The 21868-nt window shown below is 65.6% G+C and carries 21 protein-coding genes and 1 tRNA gene; 14 read left to right on the top strand and 8 right to left on the bottom strand.

Going from position 1 to position 21868, the window contains the following annotated elements; genetic code table 11:
• Positions 1 to 31 precede the first annotated feature (31 nt).
• Positions 32 to 829 (bottom strand): S-methyl-5'-thioadenosine phosphorylase, encoded by a 798-nt coding sequence (locus tag AB0E90_RS42530; RefSeq protein ID WP_360418010.1) that lies wholly within the window; start codon positions 827 to 829, stop codon positions 32 to 34.
• 107 nt (positions 830 to 936) lie between these two features.
• Between AB0E90_RS42530 and AB0E90_RS42525 the strand changes: the two genes are divergently transcribed.
• The 4 genes from AB0E90_RS42525 to AB0E90_RS42510 all read left to right on the top strand — a co-directional run bounded on the left by AB0E90_RS42525 (position 937) and on the right by AB0E90_RS42510 (position 5142).
• Positions 937 to 1494, top strand: coding sequence for a YqgE/AlgH family protein (locus AB0E90_RS42525; protein WP_360418009.1), 558 nt, complete (start codon positions 937 to 939; stop codon positions 1492 to 1494).
• A gap of 55 nt (positions 1495 to 1549) precedes the next feature.
• Positions 1550 to 1622, top strand: a tRNA-Ala gene (locus AB0E90_RS42520).
• Between the two features lie 555 nt (positions 1623 to 2177).
• Positions 2178 to 2477 carry a helix-turn-helix domain-containing protein gene (locus AB0E90_RS42515; protein WP_360418008.1) on the top strand — a complete coding sequence of 100 codons (300 nt, stop codon included), beginning with the start codon at positions 2178 to 2180 and terminating at the stop codon, positions 2475 to 2477.
• 202 nt (positions 2478 to 2679) lie between these two features.
• The gene (locus tag AB0E90_RS42510) at positions 2680 to 5142 is read left to right on the top strand and encodes a phage/plasmid primase, P4 family (RefSeq protein ID WP_360418007.1); all 2463 of its coding nucleotides are present in this window, start codon (positions 2680 to 2682) and stop codon (positions 5140 to 5142) included.
• Positions 5143 to 5947: 805 nt separating this feature from the next.
• On the opposite strand, the gene AB0E90_RS42505 is transcribed toward AB0E90_RS42510, so the two are convergent.
• Positions 5948 to 7075, bottom strand: a complete 1128-nt coding sequence (locus AB0E90_RS42505) for an SAM-dependent methyltransferase (protein ID WP_360418006.1) — start codon at positions 7073 to 7075, stop codon at positions 5948 to 5950.
• 863 nt (positions 7076 to 7938) lie between these two features.
• On the opposite strand from AB0E90_RS42505, the gene AB0E90_RS42500 reads away from it, so the two are divergent.
• On the top strand, positions 7939 to 8358 hold the full coding sequence (locus AB0E90_RS42500; RefSeq protein WP_360418005.1) for an XRE family transcriptional regulator: 420 nt from the start codon (positions 7939 to 7941) through the stop codon (positions 8356 to 8358).
• Positions 8359 to 8664: 306 nt separating this feature from the next.
• Here AB0E90_RS42500 and AB0E90_RS42495 read toward each other — a convergent pair whose 3' ends face one another.
• The 4 genes from AB0E90_RS42495 to AB0E90_RS42480 form a co-directional block, all read right to left on the bottom strand.
• Positions 8665 to 8970: a hypothetical protein gene (locus AB0E90_RS42495; protein WP_360418004.1), complete on the bottom strand. Its 306-nt coding sequence runs from the start codon at positions 8968 to 8970 to the stop codon at positions 8665 to 8667.
• A gap of 590 nt (positions 8971 to 9560) precedes the next feature.
• Positions 9561 to 10364 carry a class I SAM-dependent methyltransferase gene (locus tag AB0E90_RS42490; protein WP_360418003.1) on the bottom strand — a complete coding sequence of 268 codons (804 nt, stop codon included), beginning with the start codon at positions 10362 to 10364 and terminating at the stop codon, positions 9561 to 9563.
• A 71-nt stretch (positions 10365 to 10435) separates the two neighbouring features.
• Entirely contained in the window at positions 10436 to 11653 is a 1218-nt protein-coding gene (locus AB0E90_RS42485; RefSeq protein ID WP_360418002.1) for an MAB_1171c family putative transporter, read from the bottom strand.
• 46 nt (positions 11654 to 11699) lie between these two features.
• On the bottom strand, positions 11700 to 12218 hold the full coding sequence (locus AB0E90_RS42480) for an ImmA/IrrE family metallo-endopeptidase (RefSeq protein ID WP_360418001.1): 519 nt from the start codon (positions 12216 to 12218) through the stop codon (positions 11700 to 11702).
• A 775-nt stretch (positions 12219 to 12993) separates the two neighbouring features.
• Here AB0E90_RS42480 and AB0E90_RS42475 point away from each other — a divergent pair.
• The 3 genes from AB0E90_RS42475 to AB0E90_RS42465 all read left to right on the top strand — a co-directional run bounded on the left by AB0E90_RS42475 (position 12994) and on the right by AB0E90_RS42465 (position 14360).
• Positions 12994 to 13608 (top strand): hypothetical protein, encoded by a 615-nt coding sequence (locus AB0E90_RS42475; protein WP_360418000.1) that lies wholly within the window; start codon positions 12994 to 12996, stop codon positions 13606 to 13608.
• A 32-nt stretch (positions 13609 to 13640) separates the two neighbouring features.
• Positions 13641 to 13958, top strand: a complete 318-nt coding sequence (locus AB0E90_RS42470) for a hypothetical protein (protein ID WP_360417999.1) — start codon at positions 13641 to 13643, stop codon at positions 13956 to 13958.
• Between the two features lie 102 nt (positions 13959 to 14060).
• Positions 14061 to 14360, top strand: a complete 300-nt coding sequence (locus AB0E90_RS42465; RefSeq protein ID WP_360417998.1) for a helix-turn-helix transcriptional regulator — start codon at positions 14061 to 14063, stop codon at positions 14358 to 14360.
• Between the two features lie 55 nt (positions 14361 to 14415).
• On the opposite strand, the gene AB0E90_RS42460 is transcribed toward AB0E90_RS42465, so the two are convergent.
• Entirely contained in the window at positions 14416 to 15114 is a 699-nt protein-coding gene (locus AB0E90_RS42460) for a hypothetical protein (RefSeq protein ID WP_360417997.1), read from the bottom strand.
• Positions 15115 to 15382: 268 nt separating this feature from the next.
• Here AB0E90_RS42460 and AB0E90_RS42455 point away from each other — a divergent pair, with 268 nt between their 5' ends.
• From AB0E90_RS42455 to AB0E90_RS42440, 4 genes are read left to right on the top strand one after another with little or no spacing between them, the layout of a single operon-like run.
• Positions 15383 to 16219: a hypothetical protein gene (locus AB0E90_RS42455; RefSeq protein ID WP_360417996.1), complete on the top strand. Its 837-nt coding sequence runs from the start codon at positions 15383 to 15385 to the stop codon at positions 16217 to 16219.
• Positions 16220 to 16242: 23 nt separating this feature from the next.
• Positions 16243 to 16899, top strand: coding sequence for a hypothetical protein (locus AB0E90_RS42450; RefSeq protein ID WP_360417995.1), 657 nt, complete (start codon positions 16243 to 16245; stop codon positions 16897 to 16899).
• Positions 16896 to 18194: a cytochrome P450 gene (locus AB0E90_RS42445; RefSeq protein ID WP_360417994.1), complete on the top strand. Its 1299-nt coding sequence runs from the start codon at positions 16896 to 16898 to the stop codon at positions 18192 to 18194. The genes AB0E90_RS42450 and AB0E90_RS42445 overlap by 4 nt, the downstream gene beginning before the upstream one ends.
• Entirely contained in the window at positions 18191 to 19342 is a 1152-nt protein-coding gene (locus AB0E90_RS42440) for a histidine decarboxylase (protein ID WP_360417993.1), read from the top strand. The genes AB0E90_RS42445 and AB0E90_RS42440 overlap by 4 nt, the downstream gene beginning before the upstream one ends.
• On the opposite strand, the gene AB0E90_RS42435 is transcribed toward AB0E90_RS42440, so the two are convergent.
• Positions 19299 to 20060: a hypothetical protein gene (locus AB0E90_RS42435; protein ID WP_360417992.1), complete on the bottom strand. Its 762-nt coding sequence runs from the start codon at positions 20058 to 20060 to the stop codon at positions 19299 to 19301. The two genes, AB0E90_RS42440 and AB0E90_RS42435, sit on opposite strands and share 44 nt — an antisense overlap.
• Before the next feature lie 573 nt (positions 20061 to 20633).
• Between AB0E90_RS42435 and AB0E90_RS42430 the strand changes: the two genes are divergently transcribed.
• Positions 20634 to 21482, top strand: coding sequence for a hypothetical protein (locus AB0E90_RS42430; protein WP_360417991.1), 849 nt, complete (start codon positions 20634 to 20636; stop codon positions 21480 to 21482).
• Positions 21482 to 21853 (top strand): hypothetical protein, encoded by a 372-nt coding sequence (locus AB0E90_RS42425; RefSeq protein WP_360418042.1) that lies wholly within the window; start codon positions 21482 to 21484, stop codon positions 21851 to 21853. The genes AB0E90_RS42430 and AB0E90_RS42425 overlap by 1 nt, the downstream gene beginning before the upstream one ends.
• The last annotated feature ends 15 nt before the right edge of the window (positions 21854 to 21868 follow it).

Here is a 21868-nt window from a genome sequence, read left to right as displayed (position 1 = left end):
TGCACCCTCTCAGTGGAGGGTGTCAGGCCTCTTAAGGCAGGGCGAACGGAAGCTTGATGCCATCGAGAGCGGTCACGCACGGACACTCCCGCACGGCCGGGAGTTTGGTCACGGCATCCAGGAGTACGCCCCGGAGCCGTTCCGTGTTCTCCCCGAAAACCCGGAACACCTCCTCGTGCGTCACCCCCTGGTCGCCCTCCACCCCCGCGTCGAGGTCGGTGACCAGCGCAATCGCCGAATAACAGAGGGCCAGCTCACGGGCCAGCACGGCTTCCGGATGCCCGGTCATGTTGACCACCGCGCCGCCGATCGAGGTGAACCAGCGCGACTCGGCCCGGGTCGAGAACCGCGGCCCCTCGACCACGACCATGGTGCCGCCGTCCACCGGATCGACGTCGCCCGCCGCCTCCAGCAGCACTGCCCGGCCGGCCGGGCAGTACGGGTCGGCGAACGACACGTGCACCGCGCCCTCGTCGTAGAACGTCTGCGCCCGGCCACTCGTGCGGTCGATCAACTGGTCCGGCACCACGAACGTGCCCGGCCCCAGCTCCGGCCGCAGGCCACCGACCGCGCAGGGGGCCACGATCTGGCGTACTCCCAGGGCGCGAAGCGCCCAAAGATTCGCCCGGTAGGGGATTTTGTGCGGCGGGAACCGGTGATCGCGCCCGTGTCGCGGCAGGAACGCGACCCTGCGGTCCCCCACCTGCGCCACCGTCACGGCGTCGGAGGGTGGACCATAGGGCGTAGACACCTCGACCTCTTCGGCGTTCTCGAGGAGCGCGTAAAGCCCCGACCCGCCGATAACCCCGATCTCCGCGGCTGCGTTCATGGGCAGACCTTATCGGGGCGGAGAATCACGGGCTAATGTGCTGGGCATGGCGTTGGCGCGATGGGTCACTCGTGCATAGCGAGGGCCAGCGGATCGGAGGCCGGTCGATGGAGTCGATGACCGGCCGACTGCTGGTGGCGACTCCCACCCTGAAGGATCCGAACTTCGACCGGACGGTCGTGCTGCTGGTGGCCCACGAGGCCGGCGGCGCCCTGGGCGTGGTTCTCAACCGCGCGACCGAGGTCCCGGTCGCCGAGGTCCTGGGCGACTGGGGTTCGCTGGCCGGCGAGCCGGCGGTGCTGTTCGAGGGCGGCCCGGTGCAGCCCGAGTCGGCGATCTGCCTGGCCCGCACCCGCCCCGAGGTCAAGAAACGGGTGACCGGCTTCCACCAGGTGTCCGGCGCGCTCGGCACCGTCGACCTCTCCGCCGACCCCGACCGGATCCGCGAGAGCGTGGCCGGCATCCGGGTGTTCGCGGGCTATTCGGGCTGGTCGTCCGGCCAGCTCGAGGAGGAGATCGCCGCCGGCTCCTGGTTCCTGCTGGACGCCCTGCCCGGCGACCCGTTCATCAACCGCCCCGACGACCTGTGGGCCATGGTGCTGCGCCGCCAGGGCGACATCCTCGCGGCCGTCGCTCACTTCCCTCCCGACCCCCTCCTGAACTGACCCGACCGGGGTGTGTAGTATTTCCTCCGTGCCCGGATAACTCCGGGGACGGTAAGGGGCTGTGGCGCAGCTGGTAGCGCACCACACTGGCAGTGTGGGGGTCAGGGGTTCGAGTCCCCTCAGCTCCACCCCTTTTGAGCAGGCAAAACGCGCTGTCGCACTCTCCAGAGTGGACAGTGCGTTTTCTGTTTGTGCACACATGCTCACACCTTATGATCTTGACGATGGCCAGGGCCGCCACCCAATCGAGTCGCCTTTGTTCGCCCCGAAGTGCCCTTGAGCTGGGGAAACAACTCGGGGCCGACGACCTCTAGGGGTGTTTACGCCTTCCCTAGCGGCTGCCCGGACTCCGGGATTCAGTGGTGCATATCACAGTTGGCTGCAGGCGACTGGCTGCGGCCCCGAGCGCGTGACAGCCGTCCGATCCCGAAGGCGACGCACGGCTGTCACGCGCCGCCCTACCGCTGCGGTCGGACAGGCGACGAGACAGCGGAGGACAGCCCCAGTCAGGGGTGTCTGAGCTGCCCTGGACGGTCTCGCTGGTCAAGGCTCGACGTAGACGACAGGAACCTGCATGACGGTTCCTGCTGGGAGCCGACGACGGCTGGTAGATATTTCGAGGCTGCGACTGCCGCCTCCGCAATGCCACCCGTCGGCGTCTACAACGTGGCAGGAGGTAGACGATGCCGAACCGAGATGCCAAGCATGCCCCTCCAGTCGATACCGACGAGGAGGAGCTCTACTTCTCCGTTGAGCAGGTGGCGCGCCAACTCAAGGTCTCAGCGCGGTGGCTCGCCGATCAATGCCGAGAGGGGCGCGTTGAGCACGTGCATATCGCGAGGAAGCGGAAGTTCACCCGCGCGCAGGTCCAGAAGCTGCTCGATACGCACACGGTTCAACCGGCCAAAGTCGCGGACCAGGAACGAGGTTACGAGCGCGCAGTAAGGCGCGTTCAGCGGGATCGCGCCCAACGCCGACGTTAAACCAGTCTGAGGAGCCGAGAACCGCTTCGTCGTTCACGACCTTCACAAAGATTTCTGTGGGGGTCAAGCCTCCGGCGCGCGATTCAGGACGGCTCTGCAGACCCTTCGCGCAAGGTCATCATATCTCGCAGGGATAGTCGCTGCCAGTGTTCGACCGGGGCAGCAGGCACTCGATGGGGACTGGGTGGAACACACATCTGACATGGTTGCGGCCGCAAACGCCTGGCATGAGGCCGGCTGCGCTGTCATCCCGATACGTGCCGACGGAACCAAAGCACCCTTAGTCGCTTGGAAGTCGTATCAGACTTCGAGGCCGGACCGCTCACAAGTGGAGAACTGGTTCAGAACCGGCCAGCCAGGTATCGGAGTCATTTGCGGCGCCACGTCTGGGGACCTCGAAATGCTAGAACTCGAAGGCCGCGCCGTGGCCGAGGGACTCGGGCAGAGACTTGTGGAGCTTCTCGAGGTGGCCGGCCTTTCCGACCTCTGGAATCGCCTCACTGCGTCTGGTTATTGGGAACGGACGCCGTCGGGCGGGGTGCATGTTCTCTATCGCGTTGACGGCAGCCCGATCGACCGCAACCTCAAACTCGCCCGTCGGCCGGCAACCTCGGAAGAACTCCTAAGGGAGCCGGCAGACCGGATCAAGACGCTTGCCGAAACCCGAGGCGAGGGCGGATACACGATCGTTGCGCCTTCGCACGGAGCCGTCCATGAAACCGGGCGGCCCTGGGTCGCTCTAGCCGACTCATCGCCGCAGCGCGTTCCTACGATCTCATCCGGGGAGCGGGCCGCTCTCCTGAACGCCGTTCGCGCGCTCGACGAGATGCCTCCACCCGCGGCGCCGAGGCCTCAACGAGAGTCACCCAGCCCGCCTCAACTCGACGTTACGCCCGGGGATGATTTCGAACGTCGAACGGATTGGAAGGATATCCTGCTCCCAGCGGGATGGGCGTTTGTGCATGCAGTTGGCCGCACGCGCTATTGGCGCCGGCCGGGAAAGCAACACGGGATCTCGGCCACGACAGGGCGGGCCGACGACCGGGATCGCCTGTTCATCTTCAGCACCAGCACGGCATTGGAGTCGGAAACTCCTCTGACGAAGTTTCACGTTCTGGCTGTGCTTCAACATTGCGGAGACCACGCTGCTGCGGCGCGGGCGCTGAAGCAGGCCGGATTCGGATCCGCAATTTCTCCAGGCGATCCCGAGGCGGACAAAACCGTCAGAGACGCCGTCATGGATCAACGGCAACATCCGGTGGACAGTACCGTCCATGTGGCGAGGGAGTCGCTGCCAACGCCCGCCGCGTGGGGGCCAACAGAGGACGGGCTTGCACGAGCCTTGGTGGCACACCACGGGCATGAACTTCGATATTGCCCGCAGCGCGGGCAGTGGCTGCTGTGGCAGGGGCATCGGTGGGTATGGGACGACGCCGAACGGCACCGCGAGTTTGTCCGGGGCATGGCTCGTCAGTTGCCGACGGCGGGCAGCTGGCGACGATTCCGGACTCAGGCACTGTCGGCCGGTGGCGTATCCGGCGTCGTGCGGCTGGCTCGCTCTGATCCCGCGGTTACGGTGTCTTTCGCCGCGCTGGATGCTCGGCCGTACGAACTCAATACGCCCGCCGGCGTGGTCGATCTACGGACGGGGCGTGTCCGAGAGGCGGATCCCGCTCTGTTGCACACCCGCTCGACGGTTGCTGCGCCGGACTTCCAGCGCCGGTCGGACGCCTTCGACCAGTTCTTGCACGACACTTTCGGCGACGACACGGACTTGGCTGGGTATGTGCAACGGCTGATCGGGGTGTCGGCGATCGGCAGCGTCCTCGAGCAGTTGCTGCCTTTCGCGATCGGGCCCGGGGCGAACGGTAAGTCGACGCTGCTCGAGGCGGCGATGCACGCGCTAGGTCGTGGTGAGAACGGATACGCGCGAGCCGGGTCATCGGAAATGCTGATGGTGCGCAAGCATGCGGAGCACCCCGCGGAGCTGGCACAGCTTTCCGGCGCGCGGCTAGTCGTATGCGCCGAGCTGGACGAAGGGCAACGGTTCGCCGAGGCCCGAGTGAAGCAGCTGACCGGCCGGGATTCCTTGTCGGCGCGATTCATGCGACGCGACTGGTTCACGTTCGAGCCGAGCCACACGCTGTGGTTGCTCGGTAACCATCTTCCGGTAGCGCGGGCCGGCGGCCCAGCGTTTTGGAGGCGGCTGCGGGTGCTGCCATTCACGCGAGTGGTGCCGCCGGAACGTCAGGACAAGACTCTCGGCGAGCGTCTGGCTCAGGACGCGCCGGTCGTGCTGGCGTGGATAGTAGGCGGGGCTGCTGCGTACCACGAGGGCGGCCTGCGTGAGCCGGCATCGGTGTCGTCGGCGACCGAGGCGTACGCCCGTGATCAGGACACGGTCGGACGTTTCGTCGACGAGCAATGCCGGCTCCAGCCCGGCTCGGCGCACGTTCGCACTCCAGTCGGCGTGCTCCGTGATGCCTACGAGCAGTGGTGCGAGCAGTTGGGCGAGCGGCCGGTGTCGGCGAAGCGGCTGACACAGGAGATGCAGACGCGGTTCGCGGTCGTTGTTGTGCGCGGCGGGAAAGGCCAGCGTTTCTACAGCGGGACGTTGCTGCTGACCGGCGAGGACGGACAGGGCGTTCTGCCGGTGGAGCCGTGATCCCTAGCGGCTGCTCGTGGTCGGCGGCGGGTGACAGGTGACGGATGTACCGCACTTTCCCGGGTTGGCGGCTTACGCGCGCGTGCGCGCGGGCGTGTGGTGCGCGCACGATAGCGGTGGACCTGAAAGTGAGGCTCACCTGTCACCTGCCACCTAGCGCTACTGTCACTGACCGGGCGACAAATTCAGCATTCGGAATGCGACGACCGTTTGTGCGTGTGGAGGAATCGCCATCACGGTCGGGTGATTGTCGCCGCTCCCTGAAGACTGACCCCCGGTGGACCCAGCAACCCACAGGGGGTCAATTTTCGGGAATCGGCGACAGTGATTTTGAGGAGTCGCGTCGGAACATCACCCCAATGCCGATGATCATGATCGGTCGTCGGTTCGGGTCGCCAAGCCGCTGGCCCCTGCCTGCCAGTGCGGCCGCCGCGCGGTCTTGGCGGCAACTCGGCATCGTCAATCACGGTTCTCGACCGAACGCACCCGGCCCGGGCGGAGGTGCCGGTAACGACGCTAACCCCTGACGGGCCTGCTGGGACGTCCGACGGTGGGCTGGCAACGCCCCGAGCCAGCGGCCGGACCGAGCACGGTGGCTAGTCAGGGCTGACGGGGCGGACTTACTGCCGCGACGCCGGCGCCAGGGATTCGGCACACGCCCGGGAAATTCCTTCAACTGGCAGCACCCGGGTTGATACTGCCAGCATCCTCAGCATCTCCCGGCCGCGGCGCCCGGCGTCCGAAGCTGGCAGCAGCCTCCTTTCGCCGCGAGTTCCCTCGGCCAAGTCCGATGGAAATCACCGCCTTACGGCTTTCTTGCTACGGCCGCCCAGATTCCGACGTCCTCTTTGCGAGGGGTCGGCGAGCCGAGATCACGACGCCAGTCGCTGACCTGGACGATGCCCGGATCGACCAGGTCGAGTCCGTCGAAGAAAGTGGCGAACTCGGCCTGGTCACGTGGCCAAACGTCGGTTTTCCCATCGATGACGTACTGGCGGTGAACAGCCCGCACGCTCTCTCCGACCAAATCTTGCGTGCCGTGCGAGACGACCAGGAAGCTGCCAGTTGGCAGGGCACCGAGCAGCGTGTCAACGATCTTCTTGGCGGCGCCTTTTCCATGGATGAAGTGCAGGACGGCGACAAGCATCAGGCCGACCGGTTGAGACAGGTCCAGAGTGCTCGCCAGGAAGGGGTGGTTCAGGATGGCCTGCGGGTCTCGCAGGTCGGCGCCGATATACGCGGTTTTCCCCTCTGGCCTGCTGGTCAGCAGCGCTTGAGCATGCCGCAGCACCATCGGGTCGTTGTCGACGTAGACGACGCGGGAGTCGGGGGCGACGTTCTGGGCGACCTCATGCGTGTTGTTGGCAGTGGGCAGACCTGGGCCGATGTCGAGAAACTGGCGGATGCCGGCCCTCGCCGTCAAGTAATGAACGGCGCGGCCGAGGAAATCCCGGTTTTCGCGAGCGGCCAGTCGCACGGTCGGGAACAACGCCTCGAACTCTTGACCGGAGATCCGGTCCGCCTCAAAGTGGTTCTTGCCGCAAAGCCAGTAGTCGTACCGGCGGGCTGAGTGTGCCCGGGTGGTGTCGAAGGTTAGGCCGTCCATGTCATGCACCCCAGCGCGCCTGTAGCGTGTGGGTTCACCACGGTCCACCGTGGGCGCAGGATTGGCCCGATCGGCGTTGCCTCCCCGGTATGCGTGGTCGAGGACGCTTATGGCTCGCTTCCCGAGAACGGTGATGTTCCATGGACTGCGTTTCCCGGCGGCTTTCTCTATGTAGCCGAGAGCGCCGAGGGATCCGAGTACCTTGCTGACCTGACCATCCAGTGGCGCTGGGTTGTATTCGTCGATGATTCGTTCTTTGACCTCTCGGTAGCGGAGCGGACCGATGGCGAATAACCGCAGTATGGGTTCCCGCCACTGATGTGTCATGTGCTGGAGTATTTGTCTGCGACCCTCTTCAGTGTCTGGGAGCCTCACGCCTGCACCGTCCCTCAATCCTCCCTTGCGAAAGGGTGATTTGTTCTTGAGTGGCCTGCGCGCCTGGTGATCACAGCACCGACTGACATTCCGCTGGTTGCGACCTAAGTCGACTTGCTCGGATTGCTCGCTGCGGGGTGGCCGGCGGAATTCGTCAGGCGGCTATACGGGGGCGGCGGTTGGCGGGTGCGCAGACGCGGCTCGGTCACGATGAACAGACCCGTCTGCAGATGTCATGGCGCCACCCCCGATGGCGCATCTGGCCGGCTTCGGCTTGGGCGTGGGGGCGGGCCGCCAGGACCCTCTTTCTATGAAAGCCCTGCACCAACGCCCCGGAAGATCCCATCGTGGTCCGGCGTCCGGTGCGCCGGTCCGTGACAGTTGATGATTCGCTTCTGAGTGAGCCGTACGCCAAGGACGCGACGGTGATGATGCTGGCGGCACCAGTTCACCGACCAGCCGCGACGCACAGGTGAGGCTGACTCGTATGGTCCTAGGTAGGTGGATTTGCTACCGTAAGGTCGGTGTCGGCGCTGAGAGGCCCAGTGGTGCATGCCGTGCCGCCCGACCCTCTACACCTCCTCCCTTCACTGGGGCGTTTGTCATCCTGTGTTGACTGCGATCACGACGGGTTGATGTGGAACCGCCGCTAGCTTAGAGTGATCGCTACCTATCTTGTCAACTATAGTAGCGATCTAGGTGCAAGCAGATTCCTGCCAGTTGAACTTGGCGTCGGGAGGACATGCATGACTGCAGATAGGTCAGCCTCGTCGGCCGAGAAGCCTAGTGGCCCCCCGACCGCCGGCGAGCCGGACTTGACGCTGGCCGGCAAGATCAACCTGCTCTTCGCCACCCAGCTGCGTTCCGACGGGAAGCCGTATAGCAACGACGAGGTCGCTGCCAAGATGAGCGAGCTCGGCGACAGAATCTCCGGCGCGTACCTCTCGTCGCTGCGCCGCGGGATCCAGGTCAACCCGACGAAGAACGTGCTCGCATCCCTCGCTGCCTTCTTCTCTCGGAGCCCCGCCTATTTCTTTGATGATGCTGAGTCCAGGGCGATCGCTGATGAATTTCACGTGCTGAACCTGCTTGCCGACGCTGGCGTCAGACGAATCGCAACCCGATTTGCCGATCTGTCACCGAGCCTCCGCGAACATCTCTTGGCCATCGCTGAGCACATGATTGCGATCCAGGAGACGGATCCGAAGACGAGCGCCCACCAGAACGACGGATAGCTCCAGGTGGCCGGCCAAGCTGAGCACTTCCCAGCCCATTAGCTCCTTGTGGCGCGCTCGGAAGCGCCGGCGTGGCTGCTGGCTAGACCGCCGGTCTGAGCGGGCGGCGCGTTGCCGACGTCCGGAACACGCTTCCCTCGCTTGAACGTCCGCAGCGGCCGTTCCCGCACCGTCCGTCGAAGGGCCGTGCGCTCGGCTGCCGGGGTCGCCCTCGATCGAGGATGGCGGGAATGATCTGTGGACGGCCGGGCCGAGAAGAGCTGGGCCTCGCTGTTAGATCAGTAGGTTCGACTGGGGTTTTGCCCGTCAGGCCATGCCGGTGCGGTTGACGTCGACGCGGTCCATGACCCGGACGACGTCCCAGCCCTGAACCTCGCGGTGGTAGCTGACCAGGCCCGGTTCGGTCGTCCCGAGGGGTGCCCACGTCCGGCCGGTGCGGGCCGCGTAGTCGAGCACCCACCAGGCGAAGTGGCAGCCGAGCCGCTGCTCGGCGCATCGGGGGTGGGTAACGGTGGTCGCCTTGAACAAGGCGTGTTCGGCACGCTCCTGCTCGGTCCAGAACCAGGCCGGGGATGACTGCTCATAGAAGGATGGTGCAGCAGACCACGGCACCGTCCGGCGGTGAGAACCCACATCGGGATGTCCGGGTCGGCGGCCTGGGCAGCGAGCTCGTCGGCGGATGCGTGCTAATCCGCGAGGCCCCGTTCGATGAGCCAGAAGGCTCGGGCGCGGATCAGGTCGGTGATCGGCTGCTGTTCGTGAGGGCTTGCGGGCCGTACATGCAGGTTGGTGATCGGTCCCCTCGCGGCCACCCCGACAACGCTAGAGCGCGCGGGCCGGTTCAGGCGGGTACCGACGCGGGTGACCGCACGTGACCGTAGCTGAGAAGGGTTGCCTCCAGAACAACCACGTTGCAGACGCGGCCGGCCGGCCCGGCCGGCCGGCGTGCGCGTTGCGCGACCGCGACCTCGCCGGCCCATGCGAGGCCATAGTGGAGGTGCCAGCTGAGCCCCGGGACCGGGTTCCACGGTGGGAATGATCCGGCAGCGCCACCACCGGTCTGTACGACAGCGTCCCGGACGCTGCATGTCGGTGTACGGCAGGCGCGACACTGGCCGACGTGCTGCCAGGCGTGCCGACCTTGCTGCGCTGATGAGCAATGGCGCTTCATCAGATTAAGCGACCCACACCCAGAGCATCCTCTAGGGGCGTGCTCCGATCGTCGTGAACATCAGGTGGGAGGAAATAAGGAAGCGGGGGTCGACAAGTACCTCTAGGAGGGTGTCAATTTCGTCCTCGGTGAAGCCGCCGCCCTCAACTAATTGTGGCCGGAGTTGGATCGCGTTGCTGCGGTGGAGAAGGCAGGCTCCGGTATTGCCCTGCCATGACCGCGCATGAATGTGGGTCTTGACGTCGGATAGACCCGCCCTGCGCATCACGCCAGCGGCTCGCGCGGCCCAGCGGGGGTCGATGCCGAACATGGGGCTTCCTGCCCGCAGGATTTCAAGCAAGCGCGTGACGATCTGCGTGCTCATTTCATCGGGGCTGTCGAGAATCAAGTCGAGATAGTTGGTCTCCCAATCGGAAATGACTAGCAGTCCGCCGGGATTCAGCGAATCAACTAGTCGGCGGAGGATCTCCTCCCGGGTTGGTAGGTGCATCAGGAGGAGTCTTGCGTGGATCAGGTTGAACTTTTCGACCGGACTGGGGTCCGTCCGGATGTCGTGCTGCATGATTTCCACGTTTGCGTGCGCGGTGATGTGCTGGGGCTTGATATCGGTAGCGAGAACGTAACCGTCCGGCCCTACTCGCTCGGACAGCCATGTGGTGATGGTGCCTGCTCCCGCGCCGACGTCCCAACATTTCCAGCCGGAGGAGACCCCGATCGACTCCAAGTCGCTGAAAGTATGGGAGTCCACCGTTTGACTGATGAGTTCGAGTTGGTTCTTGGCCTCCATGCTGTCGTTGTCGAAGGCGTATCTCGTGTCTGATGTTTCGGCTGCCATTTTGACGCCACCCACTTCTTCACTCGGGTAATATGGATTTCCCTGCAATTCCTGTCGTACGCGCCGTTTGCCTATCGAGCATCAATCTGGCCGGATCTCGTAGATTTCGGCCACTCATTCAGCTTGTAGTCGTGCACAAATTCTTCGACGTAAGAATGCCGATAAGCGACGGCAAGCTTGCTCAGAATCTGGACCTCCTCGAACAGGCTTGGCCCGGTTGCCTTTATGCGATATGGCTCACCCGCGATCGCGTCTGGCGCTGCTTGACCTAGCACCTTGGCGCGACGAGCCACTTCCAAAACAATCGCGTCCGCGGCAGCGTCGACACCATCAGAAGAAACTATCTTGTTCTCTACGAATTGCAGCGCAAAGGGAGGAATGTCCGCCGGAACGTGCTTGCGCAGTGCTATCAGCCCGTCGCGGATCTCGACCACGCGTCGCTGGAATCGAAGGTCGAGACTGCCTGACGATAGTTCCCGAAGGAAGCCGCGTCGCTTGATGAGCGTTATCCCGGGCGTGGCGGCTGTCAGGTCCCTCCATAGCGGATACAGCCTTCTGTGTGACCGATAAGTCCACACCAGCTTGGAATACTCAGGCAGCGCGGAGAGCAGGCTTCCGGTGGAGCACAACAATAGACCCAGGTACATTGTCACGAGTAATGCCACGATTAGTAGTGGCGACATCAGATCGAATAGCAGAGAAGCACGGAGCGCCGAGTAGCAGATTCCTGCCGCAGAGCTGGCGGAGAGAAATCTGAGGCTCACGCGCAGGACACCCGATTCCGCTCGACGCCCGAAGCGCGAAAACAAGACCAGTCCGACGATGTTTGCGCCGCCCGTGTATAGGACATAGACGAGAGAGTATAGGAACAGGACGGAAATGCCCGGGCGTTCGGGGAGTAAGAACGTATTTGGCGTCTCTCGGTCGTAACTGAAGCCGGCGATCATCGTCAGTGCCGTAAAGCCGGTGCATGTCCAAAGAATGGCGTGGTTGCGCTTTGTATCCCGGTCGAGAATGATAAGCAGAGCAAGGATGATCAGTCCCTCGAATGCGACATACAGTAGGTGTTTCAATAGGGTCTCGATATTCGCAATACCGCTGATCCTGTTGATAGCCTGACCAACTGGCGGATGAGCAATCGTCATCGACAGCGCCTCGACAATGATTGCGAGGCACGAGATGAAGGACTGCGATGAGCGAATGGCGATCGGGACACGAACGATCGCGACTGCCCATAGCGCAATGAGGTTTGCGGCTTCGAGTACCGCTAATTGAGAATAGAAATCCATCGTACTCAATCGTGGCGAAATAGCGGCTGGCGTGAACGAGTCGGTGTCACTGTTTGAGAGGTCGATGGGATCGTGACCCCAACACCGATTCGAGCCTCCCCATGGCACCCGGCTTTGCGCCTGCGGTTTTGATGTCGTGGTCCATAATTAGACTCGCTATCATTTCAGCCTCTTCTTCTTCCGCGTCCGTGTAGCCGTCACGTCCCAGAACGCGCTGAATCAACGAAGGGTCCAGGTGCGGCAGTATCTGCCTCAGATCCAGGGAGCCGGCGGACATGCTTGACTCCTGATCCGCGCAGACCAGGTGGGCGCATTCATGCGCGATTATGAACCTCTGGTGAAAAGGAGTCGTGCCCGCGTCATAGAAGATGAAGTCAATATCTTTTGTTTCAATCCACAGCCCGCACGGAGCGGAGGGCGCGAGACGGGGTGGAATCGGCAGAGTGCGGATTCGCCGACCACGCCGTTTCTCTAGCTGCCCGAGGAACAATTCGAGTGAGAATGGCTGCGGGAGGCCGAGTCCGTCAACGATACGCTGGCACCTCTTCCGGAGCTCTCGCGACACGAGTCGGACCCCTCCTTTGCTGCTCGCGGCGTTACGAGGAGTCGCCCGCCGGCCTTGCCGCGAGATGCCCGGGTGGCGACTCAAGCGGCCAGTATAGGCATGGTTGGGCCGTTAAAGAACGGCATGCCTTGCGCGAAAGCAATTGATGATCATCTAGTTCCTAACATTTGGACATTTACTATCAGACCAGGCGCTTTGCCGCCACTCGGGCACGCCCGGATAGGCTCCAACTACGTTGAGCACGGCCGTTCGGGTGCCTCGACGTCGAGGAGGCATCTTGGTTTAACAGAGGATCGCGGCCTCTCGCTATGAGCGGTGTAGCCGTCCCGTTCGCGTGTAGCTCCTGGTTACGCACTCGATAGTGCGCAATGTATTGGCCGTAGCGGGATTGCGGGTGACGGGCGAGTCTAGGCCGCATGACAGATCAACGGACGTTCGTGTCGAGCTCCTCGCTAGTGGCGGTCGCTAGGCCAGGTCAGAAGCTCACGCATCCGCCTGGCCCCGACGCGACGGTTCGTCGAACCGGGAAGTCATGACCGGGAGGCGGCCAGGCAGTCTGGCGGGGCTCGCGACGTCTGGGCCGCAGCGAGTCGATGCGGCGCTGGTCGTCCTGACTGTGGCTGTGGCCACAGCCAGCTACTTGACGGCCCGGCTCCTGGCGCAGACAGGTATTCGGCGGCCTCCCGCCGACATCGGCGCCGGGGAGCCGTCCGTGCGTTGCGGGTCACGACAGCGGCCGCATGCACAGCCCCCGACTGCGTATACGGCAGCGGCCTTGCAAAACCTGCCCGAGGCGACCCCGCAGAACGCCTACTCGATGGCGCCGCTCGACGAATACCCGCATCAAGGACATCGTGGTCTGCTCATACAGGCCAATACCGATCTGGAGGTCCGCGCCGAGCCGGGCGGTGTCGCTTTCGCAAGGCTGTCGGGCACGTTGAAAGGGCAGCCGTTGTGGCTCCCGGTCGTCGACCAGCAACCCGGCTGGGTCCAGGTGCTTCTGCCTGGCCGGACGCGCGGGGCAACAGGCTGGCTCGACGCGGAGCGGGTGACCACCGGCTACAGCCGTCACGAGATTCACGTTCACCTGCGGGATCGACAACTAAACCTGGCCTTCAGCGGCCGCCTCGCACGCGGTTGGCATCTCGAGATAGCCAGCGGAACGGACCACGTCCCGATCGGCCGCACGTTCGTCCTGGCCGTGGCCCCTGACGAAACGCAGCCTGGCCGGCGTTTCCTGCAGCTCGCGGCACACACCACACACCAGTGCGGCGCGGTCACCATCGCGATTGCCGCCGGCGCCGGGCACGGCAATTTGGCCATACCCGCGTCGGCGCTACCCGTACTCGCCCGCGTCCCCCTGGGCGCGCTCGTGCGCATCCACCCCTGAGCCCGGCACCACACCAACCGAAGGAGATAACGATGAAAACACTGGCCATCATCCTGCTCGCCGTGGCGGCCCCGCTGGGCGCCGCAGCCGGGCAGCGGGCCACCACGAGCCCGGCCGGCTGCGCGGCCGACCAACCCGCCATCGTCCAGGCGGAAAGCGGCAACCGCGTCGGCACGCACTTGTACGCCGTCACCCTCCGATCCGCCGTTGGCCGAGATCAGCCGAGGCCTCTCAGTGCCCGCGGCCCCGCACGCGACATCCCCATCCTGACCGCGATCCCAGCGAAATTCACCAGCGCCAGTGAGCTGTACAAGCCGATGCCGGTAGCCAGGGCCACATCCTGCATCTGAGCCGAGGAAGGCTAACGACACGAAGGTCGTCCGATTCGACGGCGATGTCCAACGACCTGGCATCTGCGTGCCGGGACACGTACGGGAGGAGATCGTTCTGCCATGGCTTCGGCGCCGGCGAGAACCGGCAGTGAGTCAGCGGAGCCATTGACCTTTGGCCGGCGTCTGCGCCGGGAGCGGATGTGGCGACGGTGGTCTCAGCTGCAGCTCGCGCATCGGATCCGTGAGGTCGGTGGCATGCACCGGGGCTCGGCCGAGTTGCCTTCACTACTGATCATGATCAGCAAGTGGGAGAACAACCATAAGGTCCCCAGCCAATACAGCTTGCATCTGCTTGCTGCGGCGCTTGGAGTGCCGGTGGCGAACCTCGGCCTACCTGTCGATGCTGATTTTGTGTTCTAGCTGTTCGTGGACGCTGCGACCAGCGCAGGCCTCCGTCGTCCTTCGGTCGTGGCGATCATGCCGTACGAGTCGGGCCGGCATCGTCGGGATCGGCTCCGCTGAAGACGCCGATCGCCCACACGAGCACGCCTGCATAGACGTGCAGGGCGTCGGCAAACTCGGCGGACCTGCCGCGGTCGCCGTCATCGGCCCTGGTGATGGCGACCGCGGCGATCTCGTCGTAGGCGAGGACGTTTTCACTCTGCAGGTGATGAGTGATCAGATTGTTGAGGTGTCTGCGGGCGTCAGCGATGGCCTGGTTCTGCTCCCCGACGATTGATGGTTCGTCGCTGTCCTTTTCGAAACTGACCTCTGGCAGATAGTGTCCGCAGGCGGTGATCACGTCAGATGGCCGGATCGGCTCCAACTGTGGTAGCGGTGGGCTCGTGTTTTCCGCGAGCGCGACTGCGACCTGCGAGGCGTAGTTGGCGTACACCGCGCCGGCTCTGGCGAGCACGACGATGGCCTGCTCGAAGTTCTGGTCGGACAGATCGCGGAGATCCTCGGCGACCTGGACGGCCAGGCGGCTGGCCGGCTCGGAAGCGCGCTGGCTGTCGAGCAGTGATTGGACCTGCATGGAGAAGCCGAAAGCGTTATGCATGAGCATCGTCGCCTGATTGCACGCCATGCCCATGGCGACCAGCGCCGAGCGAACATCGACAGGCAGCCGTCTGCCCATGTCGGGTTGCAATAGCTGCTGAGGTCCCACGGCCATGCTTATCTCCCCTAAAGGTCGGCGTCCTTGCCTGGCCTCTTCAGGCACTGATCCATCGACTTCCATCGATATATGACTGTGGCGACGCTAGTCATGGCTGCCTTCGGGTTAGCCCGGGTTAGTGCCGGTCAGCTACCTCGGCAAGTGCTCGGCGACCAGTGTCGAACCCGTGCCCAAGGCTGCCTCGACTGTAGACGTTGTGGGATCCGACGGTGACATCGCCTGTTCGGCTGAGCCGAACGGAAATGTTCGCCCGGGGTGACGTTCAGTGAGGGCTGCTCTCCCGCTATCGCGGGTTGAAGGCGATATCCGCAACTCAGTTCTCCAGGAAGGGATCCTCGTGATTCTGCTGTCCGCTAAGGTGCCAGGCTCGCCGGCACCGACGAACGCAACCGACCTGCCCGGTCTCTCGCTGCACGACTCCGCACCGAGCGGAGCCGCGTCGAGTAGCGGGCCCGACCAGCAGGTCGCTGAATCGCGCACGGACGACTTCGAGGCTGTCGTGTGCGCCACGCGCGCGGCGGTTCCCGTCGTCGCGGACCTCGCTGCCCGGCGCGTTTCACGACGAGCCTGGGCGCGACAGCTCATTCCGGACGATGACACCCGACGGCAAGTGCTCTATGTGCTCGCGGCCGTTCTCGCGGAGCACGCCCTCGGCCACGGCAACGTCGACGTGATCGGCGATCGCGCCGCAGCAATTTGGCTGGATCGCACCGTCGTCGCGTCTCCAGGAGATGCTGACATCCGTGACTTGCTGGGGGCGGCGCTCGGCCGGCATGCGCACGCTTTGATCGACGGGCTCGGCGTTGCAGCGCCACGCACGCACGACCGATTGCCGCACCTGCACCTGGTGATCCTGGCCGCCGCAAATACCCAAGACGCTTTGGATCTCCTGGCGCACCGGCATCGCCGCCTCGACCGGGCCGGCGTCGTCGCCTGCACCGACGTCGGCACCTCGGATGAGCAGGCCGTCCTGGCCGCTGCGGGATATCGACCCGACGAGGCTCAGCGCCCTTCCGGGAGGCCCCAGGTCTGGTCGATGTGGCGCTTGCCCGCAGGGCAGCGCGGCAGCCGATCGCAGATCTGGCCGCCCGAGGCCGGCTGACTCGAAGCCAGGAAGAGACGACGATGGGTATCACCGGCTGGATCCATCTGGCCCGCGATCTACGCGACGCGGAGCCCGCCCTCACCGCGATGGCCGTCGTGCTGGCCCCGGTTGCCTTGCCGACCGACGTCATCCGATCAGCCCGCCGAGCCGCGCTCGGGCACCGCGGTCACCCCAGTGGCTACGCCGACTGGCGGCATCCCGAACGCCCCGATCCCGATCTATCCGTCGTCCTCGACGGCCGGCTGAGTAGTCGCCGGAATCTGGAGGAGCAGCTGTACCAGCGGCCCCGGCCGCTCTGCAGTGATGCGGAGGTGCTGTTGCACGCCTATCGGGCCTGGGGTGCCGCGATGGTCCAACGCATCGACGGCGCCTACTCGATCGCCGTCTGGGACAACCTCGCGCGCGAACTTCTACTCATCCGCGATCCGCTGGGCGCCCGCACCGTCTTCTTCAGTCTGCTCGACGGAGGCGTGGTGTTCGCCAGCCAAGCGACCGCGTTGCTGGCACACCCCGAACTCAAACCCGCCGTCGACGCCAGCGGGCACGACCAGCCGATCGCCCTGGCCCCCGTCTGCACACCGGGGCCCGGCATCCGGGACATCGCCGAAGTTCTGCCCGGCGAGCTGGTCCGGCACACCCCGGTAGGGCTGCACCGGGCAGCCATTGGCCTGGCTTGACCGCATTGCCGCTCGGCCAACGTTCTCCTGGAGCTCCGATGCGACTCGATCCATTCAACGATTCCTACATCCGCGACCCGGCCTGCACGTGGCGGCACCTATACGGCGCCGGGCAGCTCGTCAGCTGGGACGCCGACCTCGCCGCATGGGTAATCGCCGGGCACGACAACGTCCGGACGGTGTTGTCGGATACCTCCCGATTCGGCATGAGTCCTCCCCTTTCCCCGCTGTGTTCGCTTAGCCCATCCGCCGATGAAGACTTGACCGGTATCGACGCCGCGATCGTCGAAATCGCGGCAGACACATCCGCGCAGCGACGCACGCGTGCCATCCTGCATTCCCTGTTCGGGACCACCGCCTTGCGCGCCCAAGAGCAGTGGGGCGACCTCATCGAGGGCAGGATCGGCGAACTCGTCACCGAACTGGCCGGCCAGCCCGACTCCGACCTGATGACCTTCGCCACCCGCCTATCTGTGCGCGTCATGCTCGACATCCTCGGGTTGCCCACCTCTGACGCCGACGACCTGCGCGTGTGGATCGCCGACCTCGCCGACCTGATGTGGGGCAACCCCGATCCGAGTGCGCAGCTAGCCGGCGTCCGCTCCCGCGTGAAGCTCCGGCGTTACTGCGAGCTTGCTGTCACCGAGCGGTTGGCCGACGGCGATCACGGCAGCGGGCTGATCGGCGACATGCTGCGGTACCGCGACGGCGACGACGCCACACTCACCGTCGCGGAGATCGCCGCGCTCACCTTCAACCTCGTCGCTGCCGGCGGCGAGACGACCGGGGCGGCGCTCGGCCACGCACTGCGTCATGGACTCGCCGACCCGGGACGCTGGGCCCACCTCACCGACGATCACTACCTTGCGCTGCATGTCGAGGAATCGTTGCGGCACAGCCCGGCCATCGATGGCTGGCTGCGCGTGACGACGACCGATGTCACGGTGGATGGCATCGCCATCCCCGCGGGCAGCCGCTGCCTGGTGCTCATCGGGGCCGCGAACCACGACCCCGAGGTCTACGACGACGCCCAGCTCTTCGACCCCCGCCGACCCCGCGCCGGACAGCACCTCGGGTTCGGCGCCGGTCCGCACCGGTGCATCGGCGCCGCCGTGGCCCGCCTCCTACTCGCCACCGCCCTGCGCACCCTGGCCCAGCGCCTGCCCGACCTCGCGCTCACCGATGCCCAGATCCGGTTCCGGCCCAACGCTGTGCTGCGCATTCCCACCGCCCTGCCCGTCCGTACGACCCGCTGCCCCGTCGCCCACCCGGCAAGCTCCGGATCGTCGTCATGACCACCGAGACTGCCCTCGCGCTCGTGCATACGGCACCAGCCGCCCTCGAGAGCGGCGCCGATCTCACGGCAGACACCCTCGTGCCGGCAATCACCCGGCGCAATGAGGTCGCCGCCTTCACGAACATTGGGTTCCCGGCCGCCCGCGACATCGATTACCGGTTGTTCGCGCCGCTGCTGGGCCATCTGCTCAACAACGTCGGCGACCCCCAAACCGACCCGCTCTACCCAGGCAACGTCAACGACCTCGAACGTGACGTCCTTGCCTTCTTTGCCGACCTGTTCCGGGCGCCGCCCGGCTGGAGCGGCTACCTCACCAGCGGCGGCACCGAAGGCAATCTCTACGCCCTGCGGCAGGCCCGCACGCTGCTGCCCAACGCCATCACCTACCACTCGGCCGCAGCCCATTACAGCATCCCCAAAGCGCTCGACCTGCTCCGGATGCCGTCGGCCATCGTCGCCACCACCGACACCGGAGAGATCGACTACGCTGACCTGCACCGGCACGCCGCCCGGCGCCGCGGCCGGCCGGCGATCGTAGCCGCCAACATCGGCACGACCATGACCGAAGCCGTCGACGACGTCGCCCGCATCCACGCGGTACTCGACGACGCAGGGATCTTCCACCGCTACGTCCACAGCGACGCCGCGCTGTCCGGTATCCCGCTCGCGTCCGCATCGGGGCGGCCAGCGTTCGACCTGGCCGACGGCGCCGACAGCATCTCCATCTCCGGGCACAAGTTCCCGGGTACACCGCTGGTATGCGGGGTCGTCATCACCCGCCGGGACGTCGAGAACCCCGGATCCGTCGTGCCGTACATCGCCAGCCGCGACACCACCATCAGCGGCTCCCGCAACGGCCTGGCGGCCGCGATGCTTTGGTACGCCATCGACAAGCTCGGCTCCGCCGGGTTCGCCGAGCGAGCCCGCGCTGCGCGAGAGCTCGCCGACTACACGCTGCATACGCTGGAGTCGATCGGCTGGCCGGCTTGGCGCAACCCGAACGCCCTCACGGTGATGCTGCGCGCCCTGCCGGCGCCGATCGCCGCCCGGTGGCCGTTGCCGACCGCTGGCGGCTGGTCACATGTGATCTGCATGCCCGGCGTCACCAGGGCGAGCGTCGACGCCCTGGTCGCGCAGCTACGATGACGCCATTCGAATCACTTTTTCGACCAGTGCGGCCGATTTTTCTCGCTTTTCCTTTCTTTCCCGCTGGTGCTCTTTCGACAGCCGGTCGATGAAGGCCGGGTATCCGGTGGGTGTGCCACGCGCCAGCGGTCGCGGATTCAGGGAAGGCGGTGTGAGCCGCTCGCGACTTCTGGTCCAGCAGGAGCCAGATCACGTCATTCGCGTCGTCGAGGCTGATCTCGGGACGAACCCACCGGCGGAATGTGCGGTAGGCGTCGATCTGCGGAATGCCGGCCGTGACGAGACCGTCGCGGCCGCGTTGTGTGTGCCAGTAGCAGTCGCAGTCGGCATGACCATGCCGGGTGCTGTCGCCGATCGGGTTGACGGCGCGAGCCATCGGATCATCGAAACGCTGGCTGCCGGCGAACAGCGGTAGGCCGGTGTAATTCGGCCGCGCGCCTCGTTTGTGCTCAACCACCACGCGAACGCGATTATCGGCGACCAGGATGAGGTCGGGGCCGCCATGAGCCTGGGACAGATATCCCCAAAGCGGCCTGCTCGTGACGGACGTGCGTGTGGGTGCTTCAACGCCGCCGAGCAGTGCTTCCGCTGCCGCATGCGCGAGGAGCGGATCGCTGCCCGGATCGAAGAGATCCCAGATCGCCTTCGTCATGGTCTCTTCTATGCGGTCGCGCCGCCGCCAGACCCACGGTTCAGTGATGAGTTGCTCATCGCCCATAGCACCAGTGCGCCGTAGCCCGCGTTGTACGCGGGCGGCATTGGTCTGCCATCGATTCTCGGGAAAGGTACGTCCGATCGCGGGATAGCCCTGGCTAACGGTGGTCAGCTAGCGGTGTCCCATTCCGCTGGGCAGTATCAAATATGTGATCGGCGCGGCCCTCTAGGCCGCCGCGTATGCGGCAACCTGGTGGGTTGTAAATGACCGGCGGTAAAAGGCCCGAGGGGGGTGCCGGTCGTTGTCCGACACCGGTGTCGGGGAATGCCGAAGGCGATTCCTGTGCCTGATGTTGCGTCGCCGATGATCGGCCGGATTTACCGGCCGCCGGAAAGTGCTGGCCACGTGCGGTTGCCCCATCAGCCGCCGTGGCCGGCCATTCCTGGGGAATTATCCATTCAGCCTGGGGGCTGCATTGTGTCATTTTCGCTTCCGTCCACTGCCATCTCGGGGCCGCCCGCCGATGCCGAGGAATTGGGCTCTGCCCTAACCCGCGGCGGAGGCACCGGCTGGCTTCTGCCCGCGCTCACCGCGACCGAGCCGGGCCACCCCCCGCGGGCCGTGTCGCCGAGGCCGGTGCCTAGCGAGTTCGGTCCCGCTGAGCTCGCCGAACGAGTGTGGCTGCGCGCTCCGTCTCTGTGGCCGGCCGCCATGGTCGCGGTCTCGTCGGCCGACGGGGGCGTCGGCCGGTCCACGTTGGTCGCGGCGCTGGGAGGTGTGTTGGCACTGGCCGTGCCCGGCCCAGTGATCGCGATCGACATGCACCCGGTCCCGTGGGGCGGTCTGGACGACCGGATCGGCCGCACGAGCGCGGGAACCGTCTGGGACACGGTGCGTGACCTGGCCAGGCTAACGAGCCGCCGAGAGGTCGAGCGATGGACCCAGCACGGGCCGGCTGGTCTGCTGGCTATCGTCGGAGAGACCGAGGGGCAGGGGCGTCGCCCGCCGCGGCACGACGAGGCCGCCGCTGTCGTGGAGATGGTCCGCCGGCTGTACCCGCTGACCCTGTGTGACGTGATGCCCGCCCTGATCACGGGCGTATGGCGCACCCTGTCCGTCGCGCACGCGCCGGTCCTGGTGGCCCGGGCCACGACCGACAGCATCAACCACACCTTGCGGTTGCTGGCTCACCTGCGCGCCGCGGGCTACAGCCCGGTCACCGATCGTGTCGTGCTCGCGGTCGTCGCGACGTCTCCCGACGTCGGTCGCGAGGTACGCGCGGTCCTGCAGCAGGCAGCCGGGGTAGCGGCGTCCGTGGTGTCGGTGCCGTTCGACGCGCAGTTAGCTCGCCCCGAGCCCGTCGATCCGCGCCGGTTGCGGAAGGCGACCAGGACCGCCCTGGTGCAGCTGGCCGACGCCGTGACAGAACGCTGCGCCGACCCCGGCCGCACACCGCCGATCCGTGTACGCGGGGATGGTGCGTGATGCTGACGGCTCTCGCCGTGTGGGTCACGGTCTCGGCTCCGGCCACAGCACAGCAGCTCTTGGCGGCCCCGGCGCCAACACCGACGACACCTGCGCCGGTACCCGGCTTCGACTGGGATCGCGTTCACCCGGACGGCTCGGCGATCCCGAAGTCCGGCATCTTCTATGCGCTCATGAACGCGTCCATGTGGCTCGGCATCGTCGCGGCTTTCTGCGGCCTGGTCGCCGGCGCGATTGCGTTCGGTGTCGGCCCGATCTTCGGCGCGCACATCGTCTCGGATCGCGGCAAGTCGATGATGTGGCGCAACGGTCTCGTCGCGATCGTCGTGGGCTCGGCCACCGCGATCATCGCCGGGCTCTTGGTGCTGTGAGGCCCGCCATGGCGA

The sequence above is a fragment of the Actinoplanes sp. NPDC026619 genome, from assembly GCF_040638295.1.
GTDB lineage: Bacteria > Actinomycetota > Actinomycetes > Mycobacteriales > Micromonosporaceae > Actinoplanes.
Note: the sequence above shows the minus strand (reverse complement) of the source record. Positions and strands in the feature narration are given on the sequence as shown.